This window comes from Niveispirillum sp. FG156 (assembly GCF_057809555.1).
In genome coordinates, this window is record NZ_JBMDKE010000023.1 from 49380 (window position 1) to 64673 (window position 15294).

Consider the following 15294-nt stretch of genomic DNA (forward strand, 5'->3'; position numbering starts at 1 on the left):
GTATGGCGCGTTGAGTGTGTGGTGGAAGATAGAACTGCCGTAGGTCAGGTCAGGGCAGAAGCCCAGCCCTGACAGAAAAGGCTTTCAATCCATATCTGTCAGGGCGAGCCTCCGGCCCGACCTGACCTACAATTAGCAGATCGACCTAAGCTTTCAGGTCAGCACATCCAGATACATGCCCCGGCGATACCGGGCCGGCAGGCGCAGCATGCCATCGACGATCAGCGCCGCCAGCTCCTTGGCATTGGGCCAGCGGTTGCCGGGCCGCCCCATGGGGATGGGCCGCCCGCCAGGGCCGGAGATGGGCAGGACGCCGCGCCGCCCGCCACCCTCGATAACGCTGCCGCCCAGGCCCGTGGGGCCGGCGGAAGAGGGGTTCATGCGTGTATCGACCATAAGATGGCGTCCAGGCTGGAAAAGACCATTGCCATCCTATAAGGAAAGGGCGCGGCGCGAAAGGGGGCACCGCCGCTGCCGCATGGCGGAAATGCTGATCTCCGCCCCCGCCCTTGGGCTTGACTCTGTGCCCCCCCTCGTTTATCAACGCGGCTTCGTTGGTTGGGGGAAACCCTGACCGGCAAGGTCTTTTTCGTCTTAGGTGCGCCCCGGTTCTGGTTCCGTGGCCGCCAGCAGCAAGAGAATAGGTGTTCTATGTCCCGCAAGTGCGCCGTGACCGGCAAGGGTGTGCAGACCGGCAATAACGTCTCCCACGCCAACAACAAGTCCCGCCGGCGCTTCCTGCCGAACCTGCAGGAAACCTCGCTGATGTCCGACGCGCTGGGCCGCATGGTCCGTCTGCGCCTGTCGACCAACGGCATCCGCACCATCGAACACAAGGGTGGCCTGGACGCCGCTCTGCTGGATATCGCCGACGCCAAGCTGAACGTTGATGCCCGCAAGGTGAAGAAGCAGATCCAGAAGGTCCTGGCCGCCAAGACCGCCGCCTAATCGGCGTCTGTCGGTTCCAGTATCGCTGCTGACGGTATCGTCGGCCCCGCGAGACACCCATTAAGGGGTCGTTTCGCGGGGCCGCTGCCGTTTGTGGATGTTCTTGTTCCCTCAGGCGCCGGGCGCCGCCATCCGGCGGCTCGGGCTTACGGCACCACGCGGTGCCGCGGCGGCAGTCGCCGCCGAAGCGGCTTCCGGGTAGCTGCTTCCCCACACGCTTCTGTTCAGGCTGCTCCACCCCATGTCCTTGTCCCCCGCCGACCTGATCGCCTTCCTGCACAGCCTGCCGCCAGAGGCACTGCTGCTGTTCCAGGCGCTGTTCTGCTTTGGCACGATTCTGGTCATGGTGCGGCTGTTCGGGGCGCCGGGCCTTTATCTCTACATCGCCACCGCCGTGATCGCGGCGAATGTGGAGGTGTTGAAGGCGGTGCAGTTCGGTTTCTATGACCATCCGGTCGCCATGGGCACGGTGCTGTTCGGGTCCACGTACCTGGCCACCGACATATTGACCGAACATTACGGGCGCGATGCGGCGCGCAAGGCGGTGTTCCTGTCCTTTGCCGCCTATCTTCTGTTCACACTGTTCATGATCATCACTCTAGGTTACCGCCCCATGACGCAGGCGCAGGCGGGCGCCGACATGCAATGGGCGCTGCCGATGCAGGACCATATCGCCGCCCTGTTCACGCCGGCCCCCGCCCTGTTCGCGGCGGGGATGACGGCTTACCTGACCAGCCAGCTGTTCGACGTCTGGGTCTATCAGCGCATCCGGGGCGCCACCGGCGACCGCCATCTCTGGCTGCGCAATAATGGCAGCACCATGCTGTCGTCGCTCGTGGACAACGTCATCTTCTCCGTCCTGGCCTGGGTGGTCTTCGCACCGGAACCCGTGGGCTGGGACGCACTGTTCTACACCTATATCCTGGGCACCTATGGCATGCGCGTCGCTCTCTCCATCCTGGACACCCCCTTCATGTACCTGTCGCGGCGCATGGTGCAGCGGGTGGATGGGGTGGTGGTGTGATTGAGCGACAGGCCGTCTGCTGTTAGCATAGGCATATGGACACGATGCTTCCCCAGACGCCGGAGTCGGTGACCGCCGAGCAGCTCCGTGCTGCCCGTTCCCTGCTTCGCATCGCGCAGCGGGACCTAGCCACACGCGCCGGGGTGCCGCTGCCCAGCCTGCGCCGCCTGGAAGGGGTGGGTGGAACGGCCAAGGTGCCGCCGGACATCGTACGCCGCACACGGCAGGCGTTGGAACAGGCCGGGGCCGTGTTTGTGGCGGGCGGGGTACAGCGTCAGGCCATGCCGGAGCGCCCCCTCTCTTATGAAGAGAAGCTGGCGCGGGTGAGGGCGATACAGGCAGAGGTTAAAAAGCTGCCGATTCTCGACCCGCGCCCCGTCGAAGAGATGTTCGCCGACCTCTATGATGAGAACGGCCTGCCGCGATGATCGTCGTGGATAGCTCTGCCTTGATGGCCATTCTGCTGCAAGAGGCAGAGGCGGAACGTTTTGTTGCCTGTCTGGGGGCTGCCAGCAGTTCTATGATATCGGCGGTCTCACTGCTGGAATCCAGCATGGTGGCGACGGGGCGGTTGGGCGACGGCGGAGTTCACAAACTCCAGCAGCTGATCCAAACATTCTCGATCAGCATCATACCCTTCGATGCCAACCAAGCCACCCACGCCGCAGATGCGTTCCGTCGGTTCGGCAAGGGGCGTCATCCCGCCGCCCTGAACATGGGCGACTGTGCCAGTTACGCGCTGGCGGCCAGCCATTCGCTGCCGCTTCTGTACAAAGGCGCGGATTTCGCCAATACCGATATGCAAACAGCCCTGCCCGCCTGATGGCCGGCAAAGGCATCCCTTCCTTGAAAGTCTGTCTTCACGCCATGTCCATCTCCTACCCCGGTTTTTCCTTCGACATCACGCATCGTGACCCGGCGGGCAGCAAGGCCCGGATCGGGACCTTATCCACGCCGCATGGCGCCATCCAGACGCCGAATTTCATTTTCTGCGGCACCAAGGCGGCCATCAAGGGGCTGACGACGGAGCAGATGCGGGAGGAGAAGACCGACATCATCCTGGCCAATACCTATCATCTGATGATCCAGCCGGGCGCCGATCTGGTGGCCAAGCTGGGTGGGCTTCACAAGATGATGAACTGGCATGGACCGATGCTGACCGACAGCGGCGGGTACCAGATCTTTGCCATGGGCCATGGGTCGGTGGCGGATGAGGTGAAGGGGCGGCGGACGACGACGCGCGAGAAGACCCTGTTGAAGATCACCGAGGAGGGGGCGACCTTCCGCTCATATACCAACGGGGAAAAGCTGTTCCTGACGCCGGAAAAGTCGATCGATATCCAGCGCAAGCTGGGTCCCGACTTTGTCGTGCAACTGGATGAATGCACGCCGTTCCATGTGGACCGCAAATATACCGCCCGGTCGATGAAGATGTCCCATCGCTGGGGTGACCGGTCACTGACGGCGTTCAAGGAGTTTGGCGGCATCTCGGCCAACGGCCTGCCGCAGGCCATGTATGGCATTGTCCAGGGCGGGGTCTATCCGGACCTGCGCAAGGAAAGCGCGGAGATCGTCGCAAACCAGGATTTCTTCGCCACCGCCGTCGGCGGTTGCCTGGGCGCCACGCGCGAACAGATGCATGAGGTGGTGGGCATGGCGATGGCGCATGTGCATCCCACCCGGCCTGTCCATCTTTTGGGCATTGGCGGCATCGTCGATATTTTTGAGGGCGTGGCGCTGGGCATCGACACGTTCGACTGTGTCAGCCCGACGCGAATCGCCCGCCATGGCTGGGCCCTGGCGCCCGGTGTGAAGGGCGAGCGTCTGAACATGCGCAATGCCCGGTTCAAGGATGATGACAGCCCCATCGATGCCGATTGCGGCTGTTATGCCTGTCGTACCGCCAGCCGTGGCTATATCCACCATCTGCTGAAGGCGGAAGAGATGCTGGGCATGCAGTTGCTGACCATGCACAATGTCCACACCATGAACCGCCTGATGCGCGATATCCGCGCCGCCATCATCACTGGCACCCTGGCCGAGGCGCGGCGCAAATGGGTGTGGCAACCGGGGGAAGTTGAATGACCCCGCCGGCCAGTGGCAGCAGCGCATCCGCCATCGTAGCCGGCCTGTCCGGCGTGGTGGATGAACATCTGCGCTGGCTGACGCAATGGCACAAAGCCGCCCTGTTCACGCGCGACAGCGGCCTGACGGGGCCGGACGCGGCACCGGAACCCAAGGGCTTCGCCGCCTGGGTGACGCGAGTCAAGCGCGGCAGCGTGGCCCATCAACCGGCCTTTGACCGGCTGGTGCAGGTGCATGACCAGTTGCACCGCATGGGCCGCCTGACCCTGATGCGCGCGGCGGAGGGGGATGCCCCCGATTACGCTACCTATCAGGCCGTTCTGGACAAGTTTGATGAGTTCATCCAGCAATGCCGGCGCATCGAACGCGCCCTGTCAGTGGCAGGCAGCGGCATCGACCCGCTGACGGGCCTGCGCAACCGCACCGGTCTTTCCGATGAGGTGTCGCGCGAACTGGCGCGCTTTGCCCGCACGGGGCAGCCCTTCTGTGTGGCGCTGTGCGATCTGGATAAGTTCAAGTCGGTCAACGACACCTATGGTCACGAGGCGGGCGACCGCGTGCTGGTGGCCGCTGCCGGCTGCCTGACCCGTGGCATCCGCGCCATTGACGAGGCCTTCCGCATGGGGGGCGAGGAAATCCTGATCCTGCTGAAGGAAACCCATCTGGCCGAAGCGCTGGTGGTGCTGGACCGGCTGCGCGCCGATCTGGCGGCGACACCGGTGCAACTGGCCGATGGGCAGGTGCTGCACGTCACGGCCAGCTTTGGTGCAGCGGAGGTGATGGGGGAGATCAGCGTGGATGCCCTGGTCGACCGGGCCGACCAGGCGCTGTATGCCGCCAAGCATGGCGGAAGGAACCGGGTGGAGGCGTGGCGGGACGCGGTTACGTCCTGAGGCCGGCGGCTGGCCCTCACCCTCCCACGCCTTACTGAAGCACGATCACCGGGAACATGTTGGCCCGGATAGACTTGTCCAGTTCCACATCCAGGTCGCCGGCCAGATCGCGGACCAGATCGGTCATGGTCTTTTCCCGCTGGGCAAGGGTCACATCCTCGGCCACGGTGGTGGAGCGGGCGACGGCACCGGACACGCTGCCGGTGAAACCGCGCGAGGTGCCCTCGACCACGATCTCGACCTGAAGCTTGCCTTCATATTTCTGCGACTGGTCCTTGGTGAACCAGCCCTTGATGCCCTTGGTCCGCTCCAGATCAATCTCCTTGACCGAGGCATCCTTGATGATGACGCGGGCCTTGCCCTGCGGTCCGCCGGCCTTCAGCCGGGTGGACGCCCAAAGGCGGACAGCGTCCGACGGGGTCAGCGGCAGTTCATGGTCGATATTGGGCGGGGCCATGGGGGCCGCATAGACGCTTTCCACCTCAATGCTGGCCACATCCAGCACAATCGGCTCCCGGCCTGAGAAATCCACGATGGATTGGGCGGCAACAGGCAGGACGGCCAGCAGCGGGGCGGCCAGGGCGAGCGTCAGCAGCGAACGGCGCAGCATGATGGGTTCCTGTTCTTGGTATCGGACGGCGCGAAATGACAACATGCCTGCGCGCCATGGCGGTTTCATGGCGCGCATCCTGCCTTTCTGTTGGGCAGTGGGCAAGTGTGCAGCGCCGAAGACGGGGCGGATCAGGCCAGCGCGTCGATGGCGCTGCGTTCCAACTCATCCTGGGCACGGATGGTGGCCAGATTGGCCTGGAAGGCGCGAAGCGAGGAAATCTGGTCCACGCGTTCGGTCACGGGATCGACATTGGGGGCGGCCACCAGCCCCTGCTCATTCGCATCCGTGCTGTCGGGCTGATATTCGGGGATATAGGCCGGTGTCGTGGGCCGGGCGACGACGCGCGTCCCCTGCCCCTGACCATTGGGACCCGTCACTGCCGTCTGGCTGAGGCTTTGCGGCTGAAAGGCCTGGGCCTGGCCGGGCTGCACCGTGCCGTCCGCCGCCGGGATGGCCCCCGTGCTGCGCTGGTTGGCGACGTTGTTGGCGCTGTTGGCCAGACGCTGCGTCTGGGCCAGCGCGCCGGACAGGGCCGTGCCGATGCTGCCGATGGACATGGTTGCACCTTTCTCCCACGCGCCGATCTTCGCGCCAATCGCCCATGCGGGCAAGAGGTCGGAAAGCATAGGTGCCCCAAAAGCAACGGCCGGTCCCCGTTGACAGGGACCGGCCGTACCTGGACCACTTGGGATTAATCAGGCGGGATAAGGCCCGCCCTTTATCAGAACGCGTAGGTCAGGGTCGCGACGAAACGGCCATCGCCCAGCGGAGCGGCGCCCTTCACATCGGTGTCGGTGTACTTCAGGTCCAGCACGAACGGCTCAAACTTCACAGCGATACCGGCGGTGTAGTCCTGATAGTCGGTGCCGTTATCCAGCTCGTTGAAGCCGATGGCGCCATAGACGGACACGGTGTCAGTGACGGCAACCGAAGCGCCGCCGGCGAAGTACCAGGCGTCGCCACCGGCGGCACCGAAGAATTCCGGCGAGTAATAGGCCTTACCGGTCAGCGTGACCTTGTCGATGGCATAGGCCAGATCCAGGCCGGCCTCGAAATAGTCGAACTTGGCGGAGCCGTCGGCGCCCGGATAGGTGTAGTAATAGCCGCCGACCGTATAGGTCAGGTTATCGACGCTGTTGGTGTAACCGGCCACCAGATCGACCTCGATATCGGCGTCGGAGCCCAGATCGACATTCGAGCCCCAGGCGGACACGAAGAAGCCGCTCTCGTGGCTGGCGGTCAAGCCGGCCTGGAAAGCCGGGTCGCTGTCGGTCTGGCTGTAACCGCGGAACACATAGTCGCTGGTGATGGCAGCCGTGCCGGAGAAGGTGAACGGGGCGTCTTCAGCCTGCGCGGCAGCAGCGCCGCCCAGCATGGCGAGGGCGATCGCGGTGGAGGCGAGGAACTTGGAGAAACGCATGAACCACTCCATTATGAGGCATTTATGATTGGGTCCCAGCCCCCATCAGCAAATCTGATGCCAGAAAGGGGCGGGCGGTGATTTCCCGCTGATTATGGGAGTTTCCAACCGGATCGCCTAGAAGCCGTGCATGCTGCTGTGCAACATTACCCGGAGGTGTTGCAAAAAAAATACGCAGTGGCCCGAATGGTGCACAAAATTCCATCAACTGGCCACAAAAATGCCACAAGCCGCCCTTGCGGGGCGGCTTGCGTCAGGAACCCTACCCGGTTTGAGCGGGGGGAATATCAGATGTAGTAGGCCATCAGCGGCGAGAAGCCGTTGAAATTCACCGCCGAATAGGTGGTGGTGTAGGCGCCGGTCGCCATGATCGTCACCTTGTCGCCGATCTTCAGCGAGGTCGGCAGACGATATTCCGCCTTTTCATACAGCACATCGGCGCTGTCGCAGGTGGGGCCGGCCAGGATGACCGCTTCGGCGGGGCCGTCGCGATCGGTCTGGATCGGGTACTGGATGGCCTCGTCCATGGTCTCGGCCAGACCACCGAACTTGCCGATATCCAGATAGACCCAGCGCTTGTCGTCGTTCGCCGACTTGCGGGAGATCAGCACCACTTCCGACTGGATGATGCCGGCATTGCCGACCATGCCACGGCCCGGCTCGATGATGGTTTCCGGCAGGCGGTTGCCGAAATGGCGGCGCAGGCTGTCATTGATCGCCTCGCCATAGGCCTGGCTGGTCGGCACGTCCTTCAGGTAACGGGTGGGGAAACCGCCGCCCATATTGACCATGGACAGGATCACGCCCTGTTCCTCGCAGGCCCGGAAGATGGCGCCCGCCGTGGACAGCGCGATGTCCCACTGCTTCAGGTCGCGTTGCTGGCTACCGACATGGAACGACACGCCATAGGGGCGGACATTCATGCCTGCGGCCTGGATCAGCAGGTCGCGGGCCATCTCCGGCTCGCACCCGAACTTGCGCGACAACGGCCAGTCAGCGCCCTCGCCCGAGGTCAGGATGCGGCAGAAAACGCGCGCACCCGGCGCATGCTCGGCGATCTTCTCCAGCTCTTCGATGCTGTCGAAGGCGAAAAGATCGATGCCCAGTTCATGCGCGATACGGATATCGCCGGCCTTCTTGATGGTGTTGCCGAAGGAGATGCGGTCGGGCGTGGCGCCGGCTTCCAGGCAATACTGGATTTCCGGGACGGACGCGGTGTCGAAGCAGGAACCGTTCTCCACCAGCAGACGCAGAATCTCTGGCGCCGGGTTGGCCTTCACCGCGTAGAAGATGCGGCTGTCGGGCATGGCGGTCGCCAGCTTGCCGTAATTGTCGGCAACGACGTCCAGGTCCACGACCAGGCACGGGGTGGAGGGGGTCTGTTCAGCGAAGAATCGAGCGATCTTCTCGGTCATCATGGACTCCGAGGCGGCATGAAGCGGGGGATGTCAGGGGTGAAATGGCTTTTGCCGGACCCGATACAGGTCCGGTTCCGCCCAAGCGTGCCGCGAAACGCAGCCGGCCCAGGCGGGTCAGATACTGGTCATGACGCCAGGGAGGATCGACGCGCCGATGTCGGACGCGCGAACAGAATTCAATGACACGGAGAGCGCAAACGGCCCCCCGAACACAACAACAACCATCGTAGCCTCCAATTCGCCGCCTTGTTTAAGGGACGGACGAGGATACGCGTTACGTCGTTGCATAACCCCACCGGGTTGACGGCTCCGTCCAGTCTTGAAAATGACCATCGGACGGGTGTGGGGGCCATAGGCACGTGCGCTGCGATGAGCGGCTATATAGGGCCGAAGCCCCGGCGGCGAAAGCGGTTTTTTATGTCGGGATCGTGAAAATGCGCATAGGTCGCGTGCCCTGCGCACAAATCACATTTTCGCCACTTTCAGGTCCGACTTTGGCCATGCGGGACTTCCATCTTGCAACTGGGAATGCTGAGGCGACTTGAGACACCCCGTCTTGGCGGACATTTCCAGGCCCCATATGGAATGTCGGCCCGCACCTGTCGGTCCTGCCCCGGATCGGCACCATTTCACGGCCACCGCAAAGCCCCCCGCGGTGGCCGTTTCTTTATCCGGAATCTCTATCTTTCGGCCTGCCCTTTCTGGCATTTTGGCGCCAGCCAGCCAGGAGCGTTCATTCGTGACACAGGGCCAGACCCAATCCGCCGATCCGGGACTCGCCGCCCGCCGCCTGACCTGCCTGCGCGGTGAGCGGGTGGTGTTCACCGATCTCGACTTCACCCTGTCGCCCGGCGGTGCCCTGATCCTGGTCGGGCCGAACGGCAGCGGCAAATCCAGCCTTCTGCGCCTGCTGGCCGGCCTGTCGCGCCCCTTTTCGGGCGCCTTGACCTGGAATGGCAGCGATATCGCCCAGGACCCGGACGCCCACCGCGCGCGTCTGCGCTATGCCGGGCATCAGGATGCCGTGAAGCCTACGCTGACCGCGCTGGAGAATCTGTCGGTCTGGGCCGGGCTGGACGGGCTGGACGATCCGGAGGACCGGGCCGGGCGGGCGCTGGCGGCCCTTGCCATGGATCATGTCGCAGATATGCCGGGCCGGTACCTGTCGGCGGGGCAGAAGAAACGCGTCAATCTGGCCCGTCTGGCCCTGGCACCGGCGCGTACGGCCCCGCTCTGGCTGCTGGATGAACCGGCGACGGCGCTGGACCGCGACTCGATTGACCGGCTGGCCGCCCTGATCGCCGCCCACCGCCGGGCCGGCGGCATGGTGGTGCTGTCCACGCACAGCGACATGGATGTCGCGGATGCGGCCACCCTGAACCTGGCCGATTTCGGCGCCACCGCCGATGACGAGGATGAAAGCCAGGATGAGGCGACCGGAGTGCCCGCATGAGCGGTTTCCTGCGGCTGCTGCGCCGCGACCTGCGCCTGGCCCTGCGCCAGGGGGCGGACGCGGCCATGGCGGTTCTGTTCTTCGTGCTGTGCGTGATCATGTTCCCGTTCGGCATCGGGCCGGAACCGGGCGTGCTTGCCCGTATCGCGCCGGGTGTCATCCTGGTCGCCGCCCTGCTGGCCTCGCTGCTGTCGCTGGACCGGCTGTTCCAGGCGGATCATGAGGATGGCTCGCTGGAGCTTCTGTCGCTGTCTTCCCTGCCGATGGAGGCGGTGGCGGCGGCCAAGATTCTGGCCCATTGGCTGGTCACCGGCCTGCCGCTGATCCTGGCGGCCCCGCTGCTGGCCCTGTTCTTGAACCTGCCTGCCGATGGTTTTCCCATCCTGCTGCTGACATTGCTGCTGGCGACACCCTTGCTCAGCCTGATCGGGGGAATCGGCGCGGCCCTGACCCTGGGGGCGCGGCGGGGTGGTGTTCTTCTGCCTTTACTTGTGCTTCCGCTTTACATTCCCGCATTGATCTTTGCCGCCGCCGCTGTCGATTCGGTGCTGACGGGGCAATCGGCCCGCCCGCATTTGCTGTTACTGTCGGGTCTTCTGGCGGCATCCCTGCCGCTTTCGCCCTGGGGGGCCGCCGCGGCCCTGCGCGCGGCCCTGGAATAGGGGTCCGGAAAGCCAAAGGCCCTGCGTCTTTGCGCCCGGATGGTTGCATATCCATTGGAAGTACATCGTCCGCGATTCCCGGCTTGCCCGAAAGATGTGCATACCTTAAATTCCTACCACCGGCGTCCAGTGCCGGACCTGCGGATGACAATGTCCGCCAAGTCAAAGCCTGATCTCCGCCTGTGCTGCACAAGCAGGCCAAAGGATCGGCGGCACGGCATTGTGACGGGGGGACGGTTTGCTCGGGTTCTTCATGCGCAGCGAACAGGTCATCATCGTTGATGATGACAAGATCAGGTCGGTGACCATCGGTCCCGGCCAGCGGCTGCGCCCTGCCCTTCTGGCTGCTGCCGCCCTGTGCGGCATGCTGGTGGCTAGTGCCGGCTGGATGGCCACCGCCTTCGCCCTGCGTGACAGCCGCGACAGCATTTTTCAGATGGATCAGGGGGCCGCCAATCTGGCCACCCAACTGGCCGACAGCCGCGAACAGCTGTCGCGCGTGGCCGGTGACCTGGACAAGGTGCGCGTGGCACTGGATACGGCACTGGCCGAACAGGCGCGGTCACGCGCCCGCATCGACGCCGCCATGGCCGTCGTGACGGGTGCGGACAAGGATGGGTCGAAGACACCGCGTCAGGTCCTGGCTGCCGTACGCAATGAACTGGCCCCGCTGCGGCTTAATGCCGAAGCCGGCGACGGCCTGCGCGCCGCCCAGGAATCGCTGCAATTGATCACTGATATCAGCCAGGAAGCAGCGGCTCGCCGCGCCCAATCGGCCATCGCCGCCCTGTCCCTGGTGCTGGAGGAGGCGGAGGCCGTCCCGTCATCCCAGCCGACCCTGGCCCTGGCCAGCGAGGGACTGGGCAAGGCGCTGGCAGAAGCGCAGTTACAGGCGCAGCGGGCCCGGACCGAGGCGGAAAACGCCTGGACCGAACGTAACGAGATGGCAACGGCACTGGCCAGCAGCGAACAGCAGATGACGGAGATCGCCACCGGTCAGGTGGCCCTGCTGAACCGTCTGGCGCAGCATGCCGAACTGCGCATCGGCGCCATTGAGGGTGAACTGAAGAATACTGGCCTGAACCTGGACAGGGTGCTGCGCGCCATGGGCCAATCACCGGGCGGTGTGGGCGGTCCCCTGATCGGCCTGACGGAACTGCCCAATGGCAGCCTGCCCGCCGCCGCCCAGGCCGCCTTGAACCAGCTCGAGTCGCGGCTGGACCGGCAGGCACGGCTGCGCGCGCTGGCCAATTACCTGCCGCTGACCCCGCCTGTGGATAATTTCTATGTCTCCAGCGGTTTCGGCGGACGGCGTGATCCCTTCACCAGCCAATGGGCCGCGCATGAGGGGCTGGATCTGGTGGCGAAGGAAGGCTCCCCCGTCACCCTGCCCGCCGCCGGTCGCGTCGTCGATGTCACCTATGACGAGGGCTATGGTCATATGGTGGAGGTGGATCACGGCCTGGGCATCCGCACTCGCTATGCCCACATGAAGAAAATCATGGTTAAGAAGGGCGAAATGCTGGACCCTGGCCATCAGGTCGGGACGCTGGGCGACAGTGGCCGCAGTTCCGGTCCGCACCTGCACTATGAGGTGCTGGTGGAAGGCAAGCCGGTGGATCCGCTGCGCTTCATGGAAAGGGGTCGGCATGTTTGCGAAGGTTAAGGAACGTATCGACAGCACCGCCAAGACCGCCACCCGCCCCAGCGGCGGTGGCAATGGCGGCGGGTCCGACCGGCCCATGCCCTCCATCGTCAGCCATGACATGCGGGTGACGGGCAATCTGGATACGCCGGGCGAGGTGCATGTCGAAGGCATCGTCGATGGCGACATTACCTGTGCCAAACTGACCATCGGCGCCACGGGCGCCGTGAACGGCCATATCATGGCCGGAACCGTGCGTGTGCATGGACGTGTGCAGGGAGAGATCAACGCCGGGGAGGTGTTCATCCTCAACGGCTCCACCGTTCAGGGGGACGTGATCCAGACCCTGCTGGAAATCGCGCCGGGCGCCAGCTTCGAAGGCGCCATCCGCCGCCGCGCGCCCGCCGCCCCCACTGCCCCCACTGCCATGTTGGCCCCGCCGCCCGTTGAAGCCGAACTGGCGGCAGAGGCAGAACCGCTGCTGCTGGCCACCGAACCGGTCGAGGCGGAAGCCGAGGCGGCGGTGGCGGAAACCCTGTCCAGTGCCACTGCCGACGAACCGCCCGCCCCCGCCAATAGCGGGGATGATGTGGAAACGAAAAAGGCCGGGTAACCCCGGCCTTTCCCTTTTCTGCATCCTGGGCCGATGGGCGGACACCAGCGCTGCTGTTACCTGCCCTCTTCCGGCGGGGGCGGCGGCGGGGCGGCCATGGGGGCGCGATCCGGGTCCAGCGGAATGCCACCGGGCGGCGGGGGCCGCATATCGGGCCCGCCATGCATCCGGTGTTCATTGATCATCATGCGGGGCGGACGCATCTCCGCCAGACGGCGGCGGCCCTCCGGCGACAGCTTGCCCAGTACCTCGATGATCCGGTCGGTCTGCGCCTTCTCCATCGCCTGACGGTCGGCGGCGACGCTTTCCAGTTCCGTACGCAGGGCCGCGGAGTCAAATGGATCGGCCCGCATCAGATCGCGCAGACGGTCGATACGATCCCGGAAGGACTTTGCCTTCTCCATCATCTTTTCCATGTCGGAACCGAAATGTTCCTTCAGGATCTTGGCGTCGGCTTCGGGCAGATCATCCATCATCCGGTGCATGGCGAACAGCGGACCGCCGGGGCCACCCGGCCCGTCCGGTCCCATCATCACCATCTTGTCACCGAAAGGCGGCTTCGGCCCCAGCCAGCGCGGCACCATGGTGCCCAACAGGAAAAGGTTCAGGCCGACCGACGCCAGCAGCGCGGTCTGTATCAAACGGTCGCGGGTCATTGGAACAGGCTTTCCAGGGCGGAAGGGGTGAACAGCGCGCTGGGCAGGTCACTGGCGGTGGTCGCGGTGGTGACCGCGCCCTCCCCGCCCATGCCGCCGGCGGCCGTGGAGGTGACGGGGTTGAAGGCCCCGACCAGGATGCCGGCGGCCGTACAGGCGACCAGACCGGCTGCCCGTGGCCAGACCTGACGCCATCCCCCCAGCATATCCCCGACGCGCTGCGAAAAAGGGACGCGGCGCCGTACCAGTCCCGGCACGGGCAGGTCACCCAGGGCACCGGCCACCACACGGGCCACGCGATCATCGCTGATCACGGGCGCATCGAGCCGGTCCAGCATCGCGTCCAGCATGGCCGCACGATGCTGTTCGGCCCGTGCCTGGACGGAATGGGCCAACAGTGCCTGTGCGGGTTTGCGCAAATCATCGGGCCATCGCCTGGGTTCGGCCCCATACTGTTCCAGCAGGGCCTGGAAGGCGGCCATCCCCATGGCCTCCATCCCGCCTGCGCCGTTGATCGGTTCCCTCATTCTTCATTCTCCCCAACGCCCGTGATCCCCAGGGCGGTGAGCCGGCCCCGAAGGGCGCGGCGGGCACGGGCCAGCAGCGATTCCACCGCCGGCACCGACAGGTCCAGCATCCGCCCGGCCTCGGCGGCGCTCATTTCCTCGTAATAACAAAGGGAGACAGCCACCCTTTGCCGTTCCGGCAGCCCGGCCAGGGCCGCCGCGATGGTTTCCGACATTTGCCGCCGTGCGATCAGCGAACCGGCGGCGGGTGACGGATCAGGCACATCCGGAGCATCTTCCAACGCCTCGAACCCCTGTTTGCGACGACGGTCGATACAGAGATTGACGACAACCCGGTGCAGCCAGGTGGAAAACCGGGCTGACCCGCCCGCTTCCCACTGACCGGCCTTGGTCCAGACCTTGACCCAGGCCTCCTGCACCACCTCGTCCGCTTCCGCCGCGTTGTTCAGGACGCGTTGCGCCACGGACAGGGCGCGGGCGGTGTGGCGTGTCGCCAGTACCGTAAACGCCCCCCGGTCCCCGCCGGCGATCCGCGCCAGCAGGGTGTCGTCATCCACCATGGGTTCCGCAAGAACCATACCGGTCACGGTCACCTGCGTATCCTTATGTCGATCCCGTCCGGCCATACCGGACCCCCGGGCGTCACGCCCCGGCAGGTCCAGCGGTGACGGAAGCCGCTTCATCGCCAGCATGCCCTTTCCACGGGCCACGGCGCAAATCCCTGTCGCAGGCCACGCGGGACCATCGCCCATCGGTCGAAAATATTTTTGAGCCGTCGCGACAGGAACTGTTTGCGTGTTGCGTAAAAGCAATATCGCGGGCCGGTGCCCATCCCACCCCAAAGCACCGGTCACCGCCGACGGCCCCGGACGCCCCATCCACCGTCGGCACCGCGATAGATGGGAAGCCTGCCCCCGGTCTTCCGGCCCCGCCAGCCCGCCCCTTCAACGGCGGCACCGGCGCCGGGGGCAGCATCCCCTAACCTATGTTTAGTTCCTCTCTCCAGAGTGCCTGCCCCCGTCGCCCCTGCCTGGGCGGCGGGGGTTTCTTTTTGTGGATTGAAGCGGCCCCCGAAAAGCACCATCCTTACTTTTGCGCGGCCAAGCAGGCGCGACAATGTAGAGGCATCAGGTGCAGCAGGCGTTCAACGTCACCATCGAATGGGATGCAGAAGCTTCCGTCTGGTATGTCGATGACAGCGACGTGCCGGGACTGGTGGCGGAAGCGCCGACGGTTGAGGCCATGCGGGACAAGCTGTCCGTCCTGGTGCCGGAGCTTGTGTCGCTGAATCGGCACAAGATTGACTTCACGACGGCAGCAATCGCCATCGCCTGACA

Annotated in this window: 19 protein-coding genes; 11 read left to right on the forward strand and 8 right to left on the reverse strand. The window is 64.8% G+C overall.

Annotated features, from left to right (window positions below; genetic code table 11):
• Positions 1-153 precede the first annotated feature (153 nt).
• Positions 154-396, reverse strand: coding sequence for a hypothetical protein (locus ACODSP_RS15790; RefSeq protein ID WP_488966524.1), 243 nt, complete (start codon positions 394-396; stop codon positions 154-156).
• Positions 397-651: 255 nt separating this feature from the next.
• On the opposite strand from ACODSP_RS15790, the gene rpmB reads away from it, so the two are divergent.
• The 6 genes from rpmB (at position 652) to ACODSP_RS15820 (ending at position 4950) form a co-directional block, all read left to right on the forward strand.
• A complete protein-coding gene (rpmB, locus tag ACODSP_RS15795; RefSeq protein ID WP_488966525.1) occupies positions 652-948 on the forward strand; it encodes a 50S ribosomal protein L28 in 297 nt (98 codons plus the stop codon).
• A gap of 241 nt (positions 949-1189) precedes the next feature.
• Entirely contained in the window at positions 1190-1972 is a 783-nt protein-coding gene (locus tag ACODSP_RS15800; protein ID WP_488966526.1) for a queuosine precursor transporter, read from the forward strand.
• Positions 1973-2007: 35 nt separating this feature from the next.
• The gene (locus ACODSP_RS15805; RefSeq protein WP_488966527.1) at positions 2008-2400 is read left to right on the forward strand and encodes a hypothetical protein; all 393 of its coding nucleotides are present in this window, start codon (positions 2008-2010) and stop codon (positions 2398-2400) included.
• A complete protein-coding gene (locus ACODSP_RS15810) occupies positions 2397-2795 on the forward strand; it encodes a type II toxin-antitoxin system VapC family toxin (RefSeq protein ID WP_488966528.1) in 399 nt (132 codons plus the stop codon). Before ACODSP_RS15805 ends, ACODSP_RS15810 begins: the two co-directional genes overlap by 4 nt.
• Positions 2796-2818: 23 nt before the next feature.
• Positions 2819-4057, forward strand: coding sequence for a tRNA guanosine(34) transglycosylase Tgt (tgt, locus tag ACODSP_RS15815; RefSeq protein ID WP_488966529.1), 1239 nt, complete (start codon positions 2819-2821; stop codon positions 4055-4057).
• Entirely contained in the window at positions 4054-4950 is an 897-nt protein-coding gene (locus ACODSP_RS15820; RefSeq protein WP_488966530.1) for a diguanylate cyclase, read from the forward strand. The genes tgt and ACODSP_RS15820 overlap by 4 nt, the downstream gene beginning before the upstream one ends.
• 31 nt (positions 4951-4981) lie before the next feature.
• Here ACODSP_RS15820 and ACODSP_RS15825 read toward each other — a convergent pair whose 3' ends face one another.
• The 4 genes from ACODSP_RS15825 to ACODSP_RS15840 form a co-directional block, all read right to left on the reverse strand.
• The gene (locus ACODSP_RS15825) at positions 4982-5560 is read right to left on the reverse strand and encodes a hypothetical protein (protein ID WP_488966531.1); all 579 of its coding nucleotides are present in this window, start codon (positions 5558-5560) and stop codon (positions 4982-4984) included.
• Positions 5561-5691: 131 nt separating this feature from the next.
• On the reverse strand, positions 5692-6120 hold the full coding sequence (locus tag ACODSP_RS15830; protein WP_488966532.1) for a flagellar basal body rod protein FlgC: 429 nt from the start codon (positions 6118-6120) through the stop codon (positions 5692-5694).
• 164 nt (positions 6121-6284) lie between these two features.
• Positions 6285-6983 (reverse strand): TorF family putative porin, encoded by a 699-nt coding sequence (locus ACODSP_RS15835; RefSeq protein ID WP_488966533.1) that lies wholly within the window; start codon positions 6981-6983, stop codon positions 6285-6287.
• 287 nt (positions 6984-7270) lie between these two features.
• Positions 7271-8398, reverse strand: coding sequence for a type III PLP-dependent enzyme (locus tag ACODSP_RS15840; RefSeq protein ID WP_488966588.1), 1128 nt, complete (start codon positions 8396-8398; stop codon positions 7271-7273).
• Between the two features lie 742 nt (positions 8399-9140).
• On the opposite strand from ACODSP_RS15840, the gene ccmA reads away from it, so the two are divergent.
• The 4 genes from ccmA to ACODSP_RS15860 all read left to right on the forward strand — a co-directional run bounded on the left by ccmA (position 9141) and on the right by ACODSP_RS15860 (position 12774).
• Positions 9141-9854, forward strand: coding sequence for a cytochrome c biogenesis heme-transporting ATPase CcmA (gene ccmA, locus ACODSP_RS15845; RefSeq protein WP_488966534.1), 714 nt, complete (start codon positions 9141-9143; stop codon positions 9852-9854).
• Positions 9851-10516, forward strand: a complete 666-nt coding sequence (ccmB, locus tag ACODSP_RS15850) for a heme exporter protein CcmB (protein ID WP_488966535.1) — start codon at positions 9851-9853, stop codon at positions 10514-10516. The genes ccmA and ccmB overlap by 4 nt, the downstream gene beginning before the upstream one ends.
• A gap of 253 nt (positions 10517-10769) precedes the next feature.
• The gene (locus ACODSP_RS15855; protein WP_488966536.1) at positions 10770-12182 is read left to right on the forward strand and encodes a peptidoglycan DD-metalloendopeptidase family protein; all 1413 of its coding nucleotides are present in this window, start codon (positions 10770-10772) and stop codon (positions 12180-12182) included.
• The gene (locus tag ACODSP_RS15860; RefSeq protein ID WP_488966537.1) at positions 12166-12774 is read left to right on the forward strand and encodes a bactofilin family protein; all 609 of its coding nucleotides are present in this window, start codon (positions 12166-12168) and stop codon (positions 12772-12774) included. The genes ACODSP_RS15855 and ACODSP_RS15860 overlap by 17 nt, the downstream gene beginning before the upstream one ends.
• 56 nt (positions 12775-12830) lie before the next feature.
• Here the strand turns inward: ACODSP_RS15860 and ACODSP_RS15865 are convergent, their stop codons facing one another.
• From ACODSP_RS15865 to ACODSP_RS15875, 3 genes are read right to left on the reverse strand one after another with little or no spacing between them, the layout of a single operon-like run.
• The gene (locus ACODSP_RS15865; protein WP_488966538.1) at positions 12831-13430 is read right to left on the reverse strand and encodes a periplasmic heavy metal sensor; all 600 of its coding nucleotides are present in this window, start codon (positions 13428-13430) and stop codon (positions 12831-12833) included.
• Positions 13427-13957 (reverse strand): hypothetical protein, encoded by a 531-nt coding sequence (locus ACODSP_RS15870; protein ID WP_488966539.1) that lies wholly within the window; start codon positions 13955-13957, stop codon positions 13427-13429. The genes ACODSP_RS15865 and ACODSP_RS15870 overlap by 4 nt, the downstream gene beginning before the upstream one ends.
• Complete coding sequence (locus tag ACODSP_RS15875) at positions 13954-14667, reverse strand: RNA polymerase sigma factor (RefSeq protein ID WP_488966540.1); 714 nt, start codon at positions 14665-14667, stop codon at positions 13954-13956. Before ACODSP_RS15875 ends, ACODSP_RS15870 begins: the two co-directional genes overlap by 4 nt.
• Positions 14668-15088: 421 nt before the next feature.
• Here ACODSP_RS15875 and ACODSP_RS15880 point away from each other — a divergent pair, with 421 nt between their 5' ends.
• Positions 15089-15292 carry a DUF1902 domain-containing protein gene (locus ACODSP_RS15880; protein ID WP_488966541.1) on the forward strand — a complete coding sequence of 68 codons (204 nt, stop codon included), beginning with the start codon at positions 15089-15091 and terminating at the stop codon, positions 15290-15292.
• Positions 15293-15294: the final 2 nt, after the last annotated feature.

Bases quoted from the DNA above. Each gene is read 5' to 3' on its own strand.
- ACODSP_RS15790 (WP_488966524.1), bottom strand. From the start codon at position 396: ATGGTCGATACACGCATGAACCCCTCTTCCGCCGGCCCCACGGGCCTG.
- rpmB (WP_488966525.1), top strand. From the start codon at position 652: ATGTCCCGCAAGTGCGCCGTGACCGGCAAGGGTGTGCAGACCGGCAAT.
- ACODSP_RS15800 (WP_488966526.1), top strand. From the start codon at position 1,190: ATGTCCTTGTCCCCCGCCGACCTGATCGCCTTCCTGCACAGCCTGCCG.
- ACODSP_RS15805 (WP_488966527.1), top strand. From the start codon at position 2,008: ATGGACACGATGCTTCCCCAGACGCCGGAGTCGGTGACCGCCGAGCAG.
- ACODSP_RS15810 (WP_488966528.1), top strand. From the start codon at position 2,397: ATGATCGTCGTGGATAGCTCTGCCTTGATGGCCATTCTGCTGCAAGAG.
- ACODSP_RS15820 (WP_488966530.1), top strand. From the start codon at position 4,054: ATGACCCCGCCGGCCAGTGGCAGCAGCGCATCCGCCATCGTAGCCGGC.
- ACODSP_RS15825 (WP_488966531.1), bottom strand. From the start codon at position 5,560: ATGCTGCGCCGTTCGCTGCTGACGCTCGCCCTGGCCGCCCCGCTGCTG.
- ACODSP_RS15830 (WP_488966532.1), bottom strand. From the start codon at position 6,120: ATGTCCATCGGCAGCATCGGCACGGCCCTGTCCGGCGCGCTGGCCCAG.
- ACODSP_RS15835 (WP_488966533.1), bottom strand. From the start codon at position 6,983: ATGCGTTTCTCCAAGTTCCTCGCCTCCACCGCGATCGCCCTCGCCATG.
- ACODSP_RS15840 (WP_488966588.1), bottom strand. From the start codon at position 8,398: ATGACCGAGAAGATCGCTCGATTCTTCGCTGAACAGACCCCCTCCACC.
- ccmB (WP_488966535.1), top strand. From the start codon at position 9,851: ATGAGCGGTTTCCTGCGGCTGCTGCGCCGCGACCTGCGCCTGGCCCTG.
- ACODSP_RS15855 (WP_488966536.1), top strand. From the start codon at position 10,770: ATGCGCAGCGAACAGGTCATCATCGTTGATGATGACAAGATCAGGTCG.
- ACODSP_RS15860 (WP_488966537.1), top strand. From the start codon at position 12,166: ATGTTTGCGAAGGTTAAGGAACGTATCGACAGCACCGCCAAGACCGCC.
- ACODSP_RS15865 (WP_488966538.1), bottom strand. From the start codon at position 13,430: ATGACCCGCGACCGTTTGATACAGACCGCGCTGCTGGCGTCGGTCGGC.
- ACODSP_RS15870 (WP_488966539.1), bottom strand. From the start codon at position 13,957: ATGAGGGAACCGATCAACGGCGCAGGCGGGATGGAGGCCATGGGGATG.